13 protein-coding genes and 1 other RNA gene are annotated in these 12,578 nt (G+C 41.4%); 12 read left to right on the forward strand and 2 right to left on the reverse strand.

The window, feature by feature from the left end; translation table 11 throughout:
• Positions 1-174 precede the first annotated feature (174 nt).
• The gene (trxA, locus tag I8751_RS05225) at positions 175-492 is read right to left on the reverse strand and encodes a thioredoxin (protein ID WP_214438193.1); all 318 of its coding nucleotides are present in this window, start codon (positions 490-492) and stop codon (positions 175-177) included.
• 247 nt (positions 493-739) lie between these two features.
• Between trxA and fabG the strand changes: the two genes are divergently transcribed.
• From fabG to I8751_RS05240, 3 genes are all read left to right on the forward strand, one after another.
• Complete coding sequence (fabG, locus tag I8751_RS05230; RefSeq protein ID WP_214438116.1) at positions 740-1,507, forward strand: 3-oxoacyl-[acyl-carrier-protein] reductase; 768 nt, start codon at positions 740-742, stop codon at positions 1,505-1,507.
• 99 nt (positions 1,508-1,606) lie between these two features.
• Complete coding sequence (locus I8751_RS05235) at positions 1,607-2,992, forward strand: cytochrome P450 (RefSeq protein WP_225893972.1); 1,386 nt, start codon at positions 1,607-1,609, stop codon at positions 2,990-2,992.
• A 6-nt stretch (positions 2,993-2,998) separates the two neighbouring features.
• Positions 2,999-3,583, forward strand: a complete 585-nt coding sequence (locus tag I8751_RS05240; RefSeq protein WP_214438117.1) for a TetR/AcrR family transcriptional regulator — start codon at positions 2,999-3,001, stop codon at positions 3,581-3,583.
• A gap of 41 nt (positions 3,584-3,624) precedes the next feature.
• Here the strand turns inward: I8751_RS05240 and I8751_RS05245 are convergent, their stop codons facing one another.
• Positions 3,625-4,707: an MraY family glycosyltransferase gene (locus tag I8751_RS05245; protein ID WP_214438118.1), complete on the reverse strand. Its 1,083-nt coding sequence runs from the start codon at positions 4,705-4,707 to the stop codon at positions 3,625-3,627.
• A 158-nt stretch (positions 4,708-4,865) separates the two neighbouring features.
• Between I8751_RS05245 and groL the strand changes: the two genes are divergently transcribed.
• The 9 genes from groL to I8751_RS05290 all read left to right on the forward strand — a co-directional run bounded on the left by groL (position 4,866) and on the right by I8751_RS05290 (position 12,486).
• The gene (gene groL / locus I8751_RS05250; protein ID WP_214438119.1) at positions 4,866-6,536 is read left to right on the forward strand and encodes a chaperonin GroEL; all 1,671 of its coding nucleotides are present in this window, start codon (positions 4,866-4,868) and stop codon (positions 6,534-6,536) included.
• Between the two features lie 363 nt (positions 6,537-6,899).
• Positions 6,900-8,042, forward strand: a complete 1,143-nt coding sequence (corA, locus tag I8751_RS05255) for a magnesium/cobalt transporter CorA (RefSeq protein ID WP_214438195.1) — start codon at positions 6,900-6,902, stop codon at positions 8,040-8,042.
• A 63-nt stretch (positions 8,043-8,105) separates the two neighbouring features.
• Positions 8,106-8,816 (forward strand): hypothetical protein, encoded by a 711-nt coding sequence (locus tag I8751_RS05260; protein ID WP_214438120.1) that lies wholly within the window; start codon positions 8,106-8,108, stop codon positions 8,814-8,816.
• Between the two features lie 53 nt (positions 8,817-8,869).
• Positions 8,870-9,297, forward strand: an RNA gene (gene rnpB, locus I8751_RS05265) — RNase P RNA component class A.
• Positions 9,298-9,505: 208 nt separating this feature from the next.
• Positions 9,506-10,225 (forward strand): ribonuclease III, encoded by a 720-nt coding sequence (rnc, locus tag I8751_RS05270; RefSeq protein ID WP_214438121.1) that lies wholly within the window; start codon positions 9,506-9,508, stop codon positions 10,223-10,225.
• A 79-nt stretch (positions 10,226-10,304) separates the two neighbouring features.
• Positions 10,305-10,682, forward strand: coding sequence for a four helix bundle protein (locus tag I8751_RS05275; RefSeq protein WP_214438122.1), 378 nt, complete (start codon positions 10,305-10,307; stop codon positions 10,680-10,682).
• Between the two features lie 53 nt (positions 10,683-10,735).
• On the forward strand, positions 10,736-11,773 hold the full coding sequence (locus I8751_RS05280; protein ID WP_214438123.1) for a Gfo/Idh/MocA family protein: 1,038 nt from the start codon (positions 10,736-10,738) through the stop codon (positions 11,771-11,773).
• Positions 11,774-11,894: 121 nt separating this feature from the next.
• A complete protein-coding gene (locus tag I8751_RS05285) occupies positions 11,895-12,119 on the forward strand; it encodes a hypothetical protein (protein ID WP_214438124.1) in 225 nt (74 codons plus the stop codon).
• Positions 12,109-12,486 (forward strand): type II toxin-antitoxin system VapC family toxin, encoded by a 378-nt coding sequence (locus tag I8751_RS05290; RefSeq protein WP_214438125.1) that lies wholly within the window; start codon positions 12,109-12,111, stop codon positions 12,484-12,486. The genes I8751_RS05285 and I8751_RS05290 overlap by 11 nt, the downstream gene beginning before the upstream one ends.
• Positions 12,487-12,578: the final 92 nt, after the last annotated feature.

Below are 12,578 nucleotides of genomic sequence, written 5' to 3' on the forward strand. Positions count from 1 at the left end.
TTCTAAACTACTGTCTCAAGGCTTATAAGTAAATATACTTAATGTTTACTTAATGTTTTATGTGCTGGGAATTGCACTCAGTTGAACAAATAGGATCTGAACCATGTTAGGACTAAAAGATTCCCCGCCTCAATGCACTTGTAGGGCGGGGAACCTCATATTTTAAATCGCAGCTTAAATAATCATTTGTAGATGTTGTACTAACTGTGGTGCTTGCATTACACCCTCAATTCGATCCACTGGCTGACCTTGCTTAAATAGTACCAAGGTTGGTAAAGCGTGAATCTGATACTGACTAGCTAATTCTGCGTATTTTTCAGTGTCAATTTTTACAATACGTAAGCGATCTTGCATTTGTGCATTGACTTGCTCTAAAATCGGCACCATCATCTGACAAGGGCCGCACCAGTCAGCGTAAAAATCTACTAAAACAGGTACATCAGAACCAGATAGCATCTCTTCAAAGCTGTTGAATTGTTTTTTAGTAGCCATGTGACACACACCAATTTTCTTTTGTTTGATTTCAATAGTAATGTGTGCTTCATGGAATAGGTACAACATTATTTTGTTTTTATTGTTGCTTAATCTTCTTACTCATTTCAAAAGCACAGATGCCTAATTGAGGTTAGTGTCACCATTGACTAAGATTTAAATTTAAAATTCAAAATCCTAGTAAGTTCTAGGTACGAATCACCATAAGATAATTAGCGCGGTGATTTAAAAAGTTAAGGAAAAATTAATGGAAGCTTTAAGTGAAAATTTGCAAAAGTTACGAGGACAAGTAGCACTGGTAACAGGTGCTTCACGGGGAATTGGAAGAGCGATCGCACTAGAATTAGCTACACAAGGAGCCAATGTAGTTGTCAATTATGCGAATTCTAGTACTGCTGCCGATAATGTCGTAGCAGAAATCACACAAGCAGGTGGTCAGGCTTTAGCTTTACAAGCAGATGTTTCTCAAGCCAGTCAAGTGGATGCAATGTTGAACACCGTTATGGATAAGTTCAAACGTATTGATATTTTAATCAACAATGCAGGTATCACCCGCGACACTCTACTTTTACGCATGAAGCCTGAAGATTGGCAAGCCGTAATTGATCTCAATCTCACTGGTGTTTTTCTATGCACCCGTGCTGCCAGTAAAGTTATGCTCAAGCAACGTTCCGGGCGAATTATCAACATTGCCTCCGTCGCAGGACAAATGGGCAATCCTGGTCAAGCTAACTACAGCGCTGCAAAAGCAGGTGTCATTGGTTTTACTAAAACCGTTGCTAAAGAACTATCTTCTCGTGGTATTACCGTTAACGCTGTTGCTCCTGGCTTTATCACCACAGACATGACCAGCAATCTCAGCAACACTGAAGATATTCTTAAGTACATCCCCCTAGGCCGCTACGGTCAACCAGAAGAAGTCGCTGGTATGGTGCGTTTCCTCGCCGCTGACCCCGCAGCTGCCTATATCACCGGACAAGTTTTTAATGTCGATGGCGGTATGGTGATGGCGTAAACGAGTTACATAGTAGAGATGTTTTGTCAAACATCTCTACTTGGTATTAAAATGAATAATGAATATTATCATTTATTATTCATTTTTGGAGGAATGTCTATGTCTGAATTATCTTCAACCCAAACAACAAGAAAGCCCAACTGTCAGTTACCGCCAGGGCCACGTGCATATCTGCTATTTGCGTTAAGAGAAGTTCAACAAGACCCTCTCAGCTACTTGAGTCAGATGTGGCAAGAACATGGAAACTTAGTACGCTTGCCAGTTATACCAGGTTATACCTTTTATCTTGCTGCTCATGTAAATTATGCAGAACACATGTTGTCTACTCACCAAGAACGTTATAGCAAGCCAGATTTATTTAACAAGTCAATGGGTCTAATGGTGGGTCAAAGCATTCTAACCAGTGAAGGAGATTTCTGGCTCAAGCATCGTCGCTTAATGCAACCTGCATTTCATCAAAAATATCTGGAAAATCTTAGTTCTGTGATGGTGAGTTGCACTGAATCTTTCCTTGAAGAATGGGAGCAGAAACCAGATAACCGAGTTATTGACATCGTACCTGAAATGATGCGCTTAACTTTGAAAATTGTCGGTCTAGCCTTGTTTAGTAAGGATATTAGTGTAGAATCTAGCACTTTGGGTTTAGCTTTTCGTGAGGCCCTTGAGTACGTTAGCTACAAAATGAATAATGTTTGGACAGAACCATTATGGATGCCAACATCTCGTAATCTTAGGTTCCGTCGGGCAAAGCAAATTTTAGATCGAGCTGTTTTAGATATTATAAATTTCCGTCGTCACAATCCGCTGAATACTCATGACTTATTATCTATGCTTTTAGCAGCGCAGGATGAAATGACTGGGGAAGGAATGACTAACAAACAACTTCAAGATGAAGTGATTACCTTGCTAACTGCGGGACATGAAACCGTAGCCTCTGCACTTTCATGGACTTGGTATCTTTTAGGAAAACATCCGAATGTAGCCGCTAATATGCAGGATGAATTGCAAACTGTTTTGAATGGCAGCAGTCCCACCATTGAGAAACTGCCACAATTGCAATATACCCGGCGAATTTTTGATGAATCCATGCGCCTCTATCCTCCAAGTTGGGGACTACCGAGGGTGGCTCTAGAAGACGACGAAATTCAGGATTATTTCATCCCCAAAGGTACAATTATCAACATTGCTCAATTCATCATTCACCGCCATCCGGAGTTTTGGGAAAATCCAGACCAGTTTGATCCGGATCGTTTTTTACCAGAAAAAGTGAATCAAAGACCAAAATTTGCTTATTTTCCATTTGGTGCAGGTCAAAGAATTTGTATTGGTAAGAGCTTTGCCTTAATGGAAGCAACGATTATTATGGCATTTATTTTCCAACGTTTTCACATTGAATTAGTTTCTCATCAATCCGTCGAGCCAGATGCCACCTTTACCCTGCGACCGAAATATGGCATTAAAGTTAAAGTGCGGAAAAAAAGTTAAGTCATCATGCAAAGGCTGGATGCAGCAAAAAAAGAAGCCATTTTGAATGCAGCAAAACAGCGTCTTCGCAAATACGGGATTCAAAAAACGACGATGCAAGAAATTGCTAAGGATGCCGGTATAGCTGTGGGGACGCTGTACTTGTATTTTAAAAACAAAGATGAGATTTTGATTGCAACTGCTGAAAACTATGCCCAGATACATTTAGCAGATGCCGAGAAAATTTTAAGTTCACAAAATCCTCCGAATGAAAAACTCAAGACTTACATTATCAACCGCTTTCGTGCAGTTAAAGATAGCCGTATCAGTGGCTCTCACGCTGCCGAACTTGCTCGAACAGTAATTCGCTTGCAACCACGGTTACACGAAGAACAAAGTAATCGAGTTAGGAAAAATGTGTTGGCAATTCTACAAGAAGGAATTCAGACAAATCTGTTTCATATCGATGATTTAGAGCGAGATATAGAAGTATTTTTGTACTCTATTGGTTATTTTTTCCCACTTGCCACAACAGAAAAGTATTATGAGCCTGAAGAAGAAAAGCTATGTATGGTTATTGATTGGTTCATTAAGCAATGGTGTTACAAATAATTTTTTGAAGTTTCATGAACTGAAAATCACAAACTTTTAACTCAGGACTGTTGGCGTATCCTTTGCCAGATTGTTAAACCTAAAAGGATAATAATGCTACTGGCAGTGGTAAGTATCACTACCAAAGACATACCTCGTGCTGTCATCGCTAGCAAATTGCACATTAAAGTAATTCCCCAAAGGGTAAATGCAGCATGGCGCTGAGATAAACCCCAAGCTAGTAAACGATGATGTAAGTGATCTTTACCTGGGGTACTGAGGGGGTTTTTTCCTGCTAACAGCCGCCTGACAAAAACTTGAGTAGTGTCTAGGACTGGCAATAACAGAAATAAAACTGTCGGCACCAAAGAAAAGACTGTAGTCACCTGCAAGTCGCCTAAAATACTGGTTGCAGCTAGTGTGTAGCCGAAGAAGTACGCCCCAGCATCACCCATAATGATCCGTGACGGGTGGAAGTTATGCCGCAAAAACCCCAGCGCCGAACCCCCTAAAGCTGCCAAAACTAAGGTAGCTGCGGCTTTATTGGGAAATTGGGCTGAAACTGCTAACAAACTCATAGCAGTGATAAAACTAACTCCGCCCGCTAATCCATCCATACCATCCATCAAATTGATGGCGTTGGTAATACCTACTACCCACAATACCGTTAACGCCATCGAGAAAATTGAGTCGATGGGCGTGCCTACACTAACTTCGATACTGATGCCATTAGCAAATAGTAACAAAGCCGTGAGAATTTGCGTCCACAAGCGAACCGAGGGAGGTAAGCCGAACTGGTCATCAATAAAGCCGACAAGCACTAGGATGGAACCTCCTAGTAAAATAGTCAGCACCTGAGCTAATACACTTTGCAGTTCAATAGGTCGCAAGAGGCTAGCTAATATTAATGCGGCAATTACTCCCGCGTAAATAGCCAATCCCCCTGCATTTGGCAAGGGTTCTCTATTGAGCCTGCGGGCATTTGGTTGGTCAGCCCAACCCACTCGTAAGGCAAATTTGCGTACTGTCGGAATCAAACGCCACGTTACCAGGCAAGCCAAAAGTAACGTAAATACCACTGCCAACCAGCCGGTGCCGCTAGGTTCGGCAATACCAAGAGACCTAAGGGAGTTGTATAGATTCATCCCCCAATTCAACCATGACTGCCAGTATCCTACATGAGCATCAATTGTATATTAATCAATTTTTTCGATTTCCATTTATAATCTGAACTGCTTGGGTGATTAGCACTCTTAACCTGTGAGTGCTAAATTGTCTAATGGAAGCGCTAGAGAGATGAAAGATGGCGAAAATTATTTCTTTTGATGAAGAATCCCGGCGGGCACTAGAACGTGGTGTTAACGCCCTTGCTGATGCAGTCAAAATCACTTTGGGGCCAAAAGGCCGTAACGTCCTTTTAGAAAAAAAATATGGTGCCCCTCAAATTGTTAATGATGGTATCACTGTTGCCAAAGAAATTGAATTAGAAGATCCTTTAGAAAATACTGGTGCAAGACTCATCCAAGAAGTGGCATCCAGAACCAAAGATATTGCTGGGGATGGTACTACTACTGCCACGGTTTTAGCCCAATCCTTAATTAGAGAAGGTTTAAAAAACGTCGCAGCTGGTAGCAACCCAATCAGCTTAAAGCGGGGAATCGACAAAACCGTCGAAGCATTGGTGCTGGAAATTGCCAATGTAGCAAAGCCAATAGAAGGAAGTGCGATCGCTCAGGTTGCCACCGTCTCAGCTGGTAACGATGAAGAAGTCGGCCAGATGCTGGCCGAAGCTATGGAGAAAGTCACTAAAGATGGTGTAATCACTGTTGAAGAATCTAAATCCCTCACAACCGAACTAGAAGTAGTTGAAGGGATGCAGATTGACAGAGGTTATATATCTCCCTACTTCATCACCAACAATGAACGGCAGATAGTTGAATTTGAAAATGCCCGCATTCTGATTACCGATAAGAAAATCAGCAGCATCCAGGATTTAGTGCCTGTATTAGAAAAAGTTGCCCGTTTGGGTCAACCTTTGCTAATTATTGCTGAAGATGTTGAAGGAGACGCTTTGGCAACTTTGGTAGTGAACAAAGCGCGGGGTGTGCTTGCTGTTGCTGCAATCAAAGCACCAGGATTTGGCGATCGCCGCAAAGCTTTGTTACAAGATATTGCGATCCTTACCGACGGGCAGATGATTTCTGAAGAAATCGGTTTAAGCCTGGATACCGCATCTTTAGAAATGTTGGGAACCGCCCAAAAAATTAATATTGACAAAGAAAGCACCACAATCGTAGCTGGTGGTACCACCAAGCCAGAAATTCAAAAGCGGATTGGTCAAATTCGTAAGCAATTAGAAGAAACTGATTCAGACTACGATAAAGAAAAACTGCAAGAACGCATTGCCAAACTAGCTGGCGGCGTAGCAGTAATTAAAGTTGGTGCAGCCACAGAAACCGAACTCAAAGACCGTAAACTGCGGATTGAAGACGCACTGAATGCAACTAAAGCCGCTGTAGAAGAAGGTATTGTTCCCGGTGGTGGAACAACCCTAATTCATTTAGCTACGAAAGTCGAAGCAATTAAACAAGGCCTCGACGAAGAAGAAAAGATTGGGGCAGATATTGTGAGGCGATCGCTGGAAGCTCCCTTACGCCAAATAGCAGACAACGCTGGTGCTGAAGGTTCTGTGATTGTCTCCCAGGTTAAGGACAGCGATTTTAACATCGGTTATAACGCTGCTACTGGGGAATTTGAAGACTTAATTGCTGCTGGTATTATCGACCCAGCAAAAGTCGTACGTTCAGCTTTGCAAAATGCTGCTTCTATTGCTGGTATGGTCTTAACTACCGAAGCCATTGTCGTGGAAAAACCTGAGAAAAAATCTGCCGCTGCGCCTGACATGGGTGGCATGGGCGGCATGGGTGGCATGGGCGGCATGGGTGGCATGGGTGGCATGGGCGGTATGTTCTAACCTTTGCTTCTCTATGTAAATACTTTGTAAACAGTTTGCCTTGCCGCGGCAAACTGTTTTTTTATACCATTACTGATGCAGAGGTGATACCGATTCGTAATTCGTAATGACGCTCGCGGACTCGCTACCGCTGCGCTAACGTAATTCGTAATAAATAAAGCCTGTTATAGCATGGGTTTCGGAGTTTGAATGTATTGCCGGATTTTAGAGAATTGGTATCAGGGAGCAGGGAAGCAAGGGAAGTAAGAAGAATAACAACTAACCACTGACCACTGGCAACTAACCACTAACCACTGACAACTGACAACTAACCACTGACAACTAACAACTAAAACTATTAGGTAAAAATGTATGACAAGAAGTATGGTAAAAAAAATTGGTCGCATTCCCAAAGCTGTAAAAAAATTATATAAAAAAGACTTTTATCATGAACCTGGAACTATGCCAGGGACTATTATAGTTGATGAAAATGCTGATTATCCCACAATTTATTTGATTGACTATCAACCAAACAACTTCATCCGCAAACAAGTAGAAACTCCAGAGGAATGTATACCTTATTTGGATACACAATCTGTTTCTTGGGTGGATGTCCAAGGTTTAGGTAATAAAGATATTTTAGAAAGATTGGGTAAAGTTTTCGATTTACATCCGTTGGTTTTAGAAGATGTAGTCAATATGGGAGAACGTCCTAAAATTGAAGATTACGAAGACCAATTACTAATAATTGCCCGGATGGTAGTTCCCAAAGAAAGAACCTACGGTTTTTACAGTGAGCAAGTGAGTTTAGTGTTGGGGCAAAATTACTTGTTGACAGTACAAGAAGAACCAGAGCATGATTGTCTGGAAAGTGTAAGGGTAAGAATTGAGCGAAACAAAGGTATCATTCGCAAACAAGGAACCGATTATTTAGCCTACGTTCTTTTAGATGCAATTATTGATGGTTTTTTTCCAGTTCTGGAACTTTACAGCGAGCGACTTGAAGAATTAGAGGAAGAAGTCATATTTAAGCCGACGCGGCAAACATTACAACAAATTTATCAAATCAGGCGAGAATTACTACAACTACGCCGCGCTATTTGGCCTCAACGGGATGCAATTAGTACCTTGATTAGAGATGGCAGTGGACTGATTAACGATGAGGTACGAATGTATTTGCGGGATTGTTATGACCATGCAGTACAAGTAATGGACATGGTGGAAACTTACCGAGAACTTTCATCTGGGCTGATGGATGTGTACTTGTCGGCAGTCAGTAATAAAATGAATGAAATTATGAAGCTGCTAACCGTTGTTTCTTCAATCTTTATTCCACTAACTTTTGTTGCTGGAATTTATGGTATGAATTTCAATACCGAAAAATCACCATACAATATGCCTGAACTGAATTGGTATTGGGGCTACCCAATTTGCTTGGCAGTTATGGGAGCGATCGCAGGTGGGTTACTATTCTTTTTTTGGCGACGAGGCTGGCTCAAAAATTCTTCAGGTATCAAGCGTGATTAAAAATAGTGGATATTCAATGAATCTAATTTACAAAAATAGTACAGGGAGTTAATATCCTGAAGTATGAGAGGAAATAGCGACCAAAATTTAGTGGTTTTGACGCTTTATATTATTGGCGTTTCTTACGTCTTTAATCTCATGGTTGAATCCATCGACGATCAAGTAAAGTTTGCGTATAAGAAAGCAACCGTCGAAGATCAACTCAAAGAACAAAATCTTCAAGATCAGATTGGAATTTCTTTTAAACTCAATGCCTCGTATTCGCTAGGAAAACCCGAAGAGGAACTAAAGGAATTATTAATTAGTATTGAAAATAAATCTGACAATCTTGCTATATATGTTGATTGGGATAGTAGTACTTTAGTATTTGAAACCACTAAGCAATCACGTCGAGTTATTCGGAAATCACCAGGTTTGACTCGTGACTTAGGTGTACCACAAGTTCCGAGTCTGATTGCGCCCAAAAAAACACTTTCAGAGGCAGTAACAGCAGAGAATGTTTTTGAGCGTGACCCAGTATCTGCAATTTACAAACCTACTTCCCCGTTACTTGATATCACCGGGCTGAAAAAGTCGCAAAAAAAGCTGTACAACGACTTTATGAATAGAAGAAATGAGTTGGAATTTTCACTCCAGCTGGTGATTAGAATCGCTGAGACGCGTGTAGGTTTACCTGTGGGTATCAACATACCTCCTGTATACATTATCAATTGCCCTTTCACTGTCAAAAAATTACTTTGGACTTACGCCTTACCCTGGAATAAAAAGAAGTGATCCGTACCACAAAGACAGATTATGCCATCCAAGATTACACTGGAAATAGGGAGAGAGTAGGCGCAGGCGATTGCAGATCAGTTATGATAACTGGTTTGAGGAAAGTCCGGACTCCCGAAAGACCAAACTTGCTGGATAACGTCCAGTGCGAGCGATCGTGAGGATAGTGCCACAGAAAGATACCGCCAGGACAATTAAAAATGTAAGATAACTAATTTTTAATTTTTAATTTTGCATTTTTAATTGTTTCTGGTAAGGGTGCAAAGGTGCGGTAAGAGCGCACCAGCAGCGTCGAGAGGCGCTGGCTCGGTAAACCCCGGTTGGGAGCAAGGTCATAGGAACTATGGTTGGTCTTTTACCAGTTCCATAGCATAGAGCCGCTAGAGGCGTTTGGTAACAAGCGTCCCAGATAGATAATCGCCCTCAAAAGTGTTGAAAATCACTTATGAGAACAGAACCCGGCTTATGTCCAACTCTCTCCCCTTTTTTTAAACTGAATCAAAAATCAAAAATTAAAAGTTAGGAATTATACCATTTCACGAAAAATCTGATACAGATGTAAACCCTGAAAACTTTGCTGCATCTAAGTTCTTTAATTGCGAATTGCGAATTGCGAATTGGTATTAGAAGTTCTTTTCTTTACTTACCCTGCTTCCTGCTCCCTGCTCCCCATTCCCCCATCCGACTTGATGACACTTGTTTATCCACGCCGTCAGCGACAACTCGAAAGCTTAGTTAGAAAATTAGGTCTGCCAAAAGGAGCGCCTGTTAAGTGGGATCTACTAGATTTGGCGTTGACTCATCCCACTGTGTCTGAATCAGCAAACTATGAACAGTTGGAGTTTGTAGGTGATGCTGTGGTGCGATTAGCGGCGGCTGTTGTGTTGTGGGAAAAATATCCCGATTGTCAAGTTGGGGATTTTGCAGCAATTCGTTCGGTATTAGTGAGCGATCGCATCCTCGCTCAATTGGCAAGAGAATATGGTTTAGAGTTATACTTGCTCGTCGCTGGCAGTGCTACCAGCGATAAAGTTGGTCAAGAGTCAAGATTGGCAGATGCTTTTGAAGCTATTTTGGGCGCGCTTTATCTCAGCACCAATAACCTAGAACTCATTCGCCCCTGGCTAGACCCGCACTTTCAAAAACTAACAACAGAAATTCGCCTCGATCCGGCTAGACTGAACTACAAAGCTGCTCTACAAGAATGGACTCAAGCACACTTTAAAGTTTTACCTGAATACCGGGTCGCAGAAGTCAATCAAACTAACCGCACTCTAGAGCGTTTTTTCGCTGAAGTGTGGCTACACGACAACAAACTAGGTGAAGGTAAAGGACGCTCAATTAAAGCCGCTGAACAAGCTGCTGCCAAAGTAGCTTTTTTAGGTATTGCTAATCAGAATAATCCCTGAACTCAAAAGACAGTTGATTGCTGATAATCATGTTTATGTCAGTGGTCAGTTGTCAGTGGTCAGTTGTTAGTGGTGGGAGATGGTAAAGTCTGATTTTGAGAATTTGCGGGTTTACCAACTTGCCGAGAGTCTTGCTGATGAGATTTGGAACATTGTTGGCAAATGGGAACAATTTGCCAAAGATACAGTTGGTAAACAAATTGTTCGTTCTGTTGATAGTATTGGTGCAAATATAGCAGAGGGCAGTGGTCGGTATAACTATCAAGATAATCGACGCTTTGTCAGGATTGCCAGAGGCTCTTTAAATGAAACAGGATATTGGTTGCGAAGAGCTTATACCCGCAATTTGCTGACACAACAGCAAGTAAATAAGCTCAAACCAATCGTTGATGAACTTTCACCCAAGTTAAACGCTTACCTAAAATCTATCGGCAATATTCCAGAAAAAAAAGACTGACAACTGACAACTGACAACTGACAACTGACCACTAACAACTAAACTATTAACAAATGATTAAAATCGCAGTTATCGGGGTTGGGCGTTGGGGAGTGCATTTGCTGCGGAACTTTTTGGCACATTCTCAAGTAAGTGTAGTAGCAGTAGTAGATCCGCATCCAGAAAAATTGGCGGCGGTTAAGCAGCAGTTTAACTTAGATGAAAGTATATTATTGACAACACAGTGGGAGTCATTGCAACAATTGCCAGAACTGACAGCAGTGGCGATCGCAACTCCAGCTACAACCCACTATGCTTTAGTTAAGGACGCTCTGAAACAGGGATACCATGTTTTGGCAGAAAAGCCCTTAACTCTGGACTCAGAGGAATGTCAGGAACTTTGCCAATTGGCAGAACAACAACATTTAATCCTAATGGTTGACCACACTTATTTATTTCACCCAGCGGTTGAACAAGGGCAAGCTGTAGTTCAGGCAGGCAAATTAGGCAATTTACGTTACGGCTATGCTACCCGCACCCATTTAGGGCCAGTCCGACAAGATGTCGATGCCCTCTGGGACTTAGCAATTCACGATATTGCTATTTTTAACAATTGGCTGGGTCAAATACCAGTGAAAGTACAGGCAAGTGGTCAGGTTTGGTTACAAGAAAACAAGAGTGGGGAACTTACCAATTTTCCATCAGGCTTGGCGGACTTAGTATGGGTAACACTGACATATCCAAATAACTTTCAAGCACATATTCACCTTTGCTGGCTCAATCCCGATAAACAACGACGGCTTGCAGTTGTGGGCAACCTTGGCAGCTTGATTTTTGATGAAATGTTGCCATCTTCGCCTTTGACTTTGCTACATGGTGAATTTGAATCTCAGGGAAATCAATTTTTGCCCGTGAATCAAAGGCGAGAAGTGTTGGAATTAGAAGCAGGTGAACCTTTGCAGCGGGTTTGCGATCGCTTTATTACCTGTATTCTCAAGAATACTCCTCCAGTGATTTCATCTGGTTGGGTGGGCACAGAATTAGTAGAGATTCTCTCTGCTCTAACAGCATCTCTTAACCAAGGCGGCCAAGCTGTTTTTTTAAGGGACTAATACTTAATCATCAATGTTTAATATTTAGATACGTTCGCTCTGGCTTGTGATATAAGCAATGCTCCTTGCAGTGTGCGATCTTACTTATAATTAAAAATAAATATATATAGATTATTAAAATATGAAAGTTTTAAAGCTAGCGGCAGTAATTGATGCATCAGGAAATTTACATCTTGATATACCTACAGAATTATCGGCTGGGACTGTTGATGTAGTTATAGTTTTAAACCCTAGTATCCCAGAAAATCTAAAAGAGAAATCCTACGATTTTTCGGATTTAGCAGGAGGTTTAAGCTGGGAGGGTGATAATGTAGCAATGCAGAGGGTATTACGGGATGAATGGTAAACGTTATCTCCTCGACACAAATGCTATCATCGCTCTATTACAAGGCTCTGCAACGTTGGTTACATTATTACAAAACGCTGATTGGGTTGGAATTTCTATCATTAGCCAAATTGAATTTCTCGCCTTTTCTGGACTGACTGAAGATGATCGGCAGCTATTTGAACAGTTTCTCAAACGTGTAGAGATAATTAATTTGCTAGCTAGCAATAATTTATTAATCAAACAGATTATTCAAACTCGCTTGCAATATAGGGTAAAACTTCCAGATGCGATTATTGCTTCCACTGCACTTCAAGCTGGAGCTAATTTAGTAACTGCCGATCAGGAATTCACAAAGGTGGTGAGTTTGATAGTTATTAACTGGTAAATATCGCACTCTACTCCAAACAACCAAAAAGCAAACTGAGAAGTCAGCACTTTGCTATTACAACTTTTCCTAAAACCCCAAAAGCGTATCGC

It is taken from the genome of Atlanticothrix silvestris CENA357 (genome assembly GCF_016056295.1).
Lineage (GTDB): Bacteria > Cyanobacteriota > Cyanobacteriia > Cyanobacteriales > Nostocaceae > Atlanticothrix > Atlanticothrix silvestris.

Coding starts and splice junctions, on each gene's coding strand:
- trxA (WP_214438193.1), bottom strand. CDS start 492: ATGGCTACTAAAAAACAATTCAACAGCTTTGAAGAGATGCTATCTGGT.
- fabG (WP_214438116.1), top strand. CDS start 740: ATGGAAGCTTTAAGTGAAAATTTGCAAAAGTTACGAGGACAAGTAGCA.
- I8751_RS05235 (WP_225893972.1), top strand. CDS start 1,607: ATGTCTGAATTATCTTCAACCCAAACAACAAGAAAGCCCAACTGTCAG.
- I8751_RS05240 (WP_214438117.1), top strand. CDS start 2,999: ATGCAAAGGCTGGATGCAGCAAAAAAAGAAGCCATTTTGAATGCAGCA.
- I8751_RS05245 (WP_214438118.1), bottom strand. CDS start 4,707: ATGAATCTATACAACTCCCTTAGGTCTCTTGGTATTGCCGAACCTAGC.
- groL (WP_214438119.1), top strand. CDS start 4,866: ATGGCGAAAATTATTTCTTTTGATGAAGAATCCCGGCGGGCACTAGAA.
- corA (WP_214438195.1), top strand. CDS start 6,900: ATGGTAAAAAAAATTGGTCGCATTCCCAAAGCTGTAAAAAAATTATAT.
- I8751_RS05260 (WP_214438120.1), top strand. CDS start 8,106: ATGAGAGGAAATAGCGACCAAAATTTAGTGGTTTTGACGCTTTATATT.
- rnc (WP_214438121.1), top strand. CDS start 9,506: ATGACACTTGTTTATCCACGCCGTCAGCGACAACTCGAAAGCTTAGTT.
- I8751_RS05275 (WP_214438122.1), top strand. CDS start 10,305: ATGGTAAAGTCTGATTTTGAGAATTTGCGGGTTTACCAACTTGCCGAG.
- I8751_RS05280 (WP_214438123.1), top strand. CDS start 10,736: ATGATTAAAATCGCAGTTATCGGGGTTGGGCGTTGGGGAGTGCATTTG.
- I8751_RS05285 (WP_214438124.1), top strand. CDS start 11,895: ATGAAAGTTTTAAAGCTAGCGGCAGTAATTGATGCATCAGGAAATTTA.
- I8751_RS05290 (WP_214438125.1), top strand. CDS start 12,109: ATGAATGGTAAACGTTATCTCCTCGACACAAATGCTATCATCGCTCTA.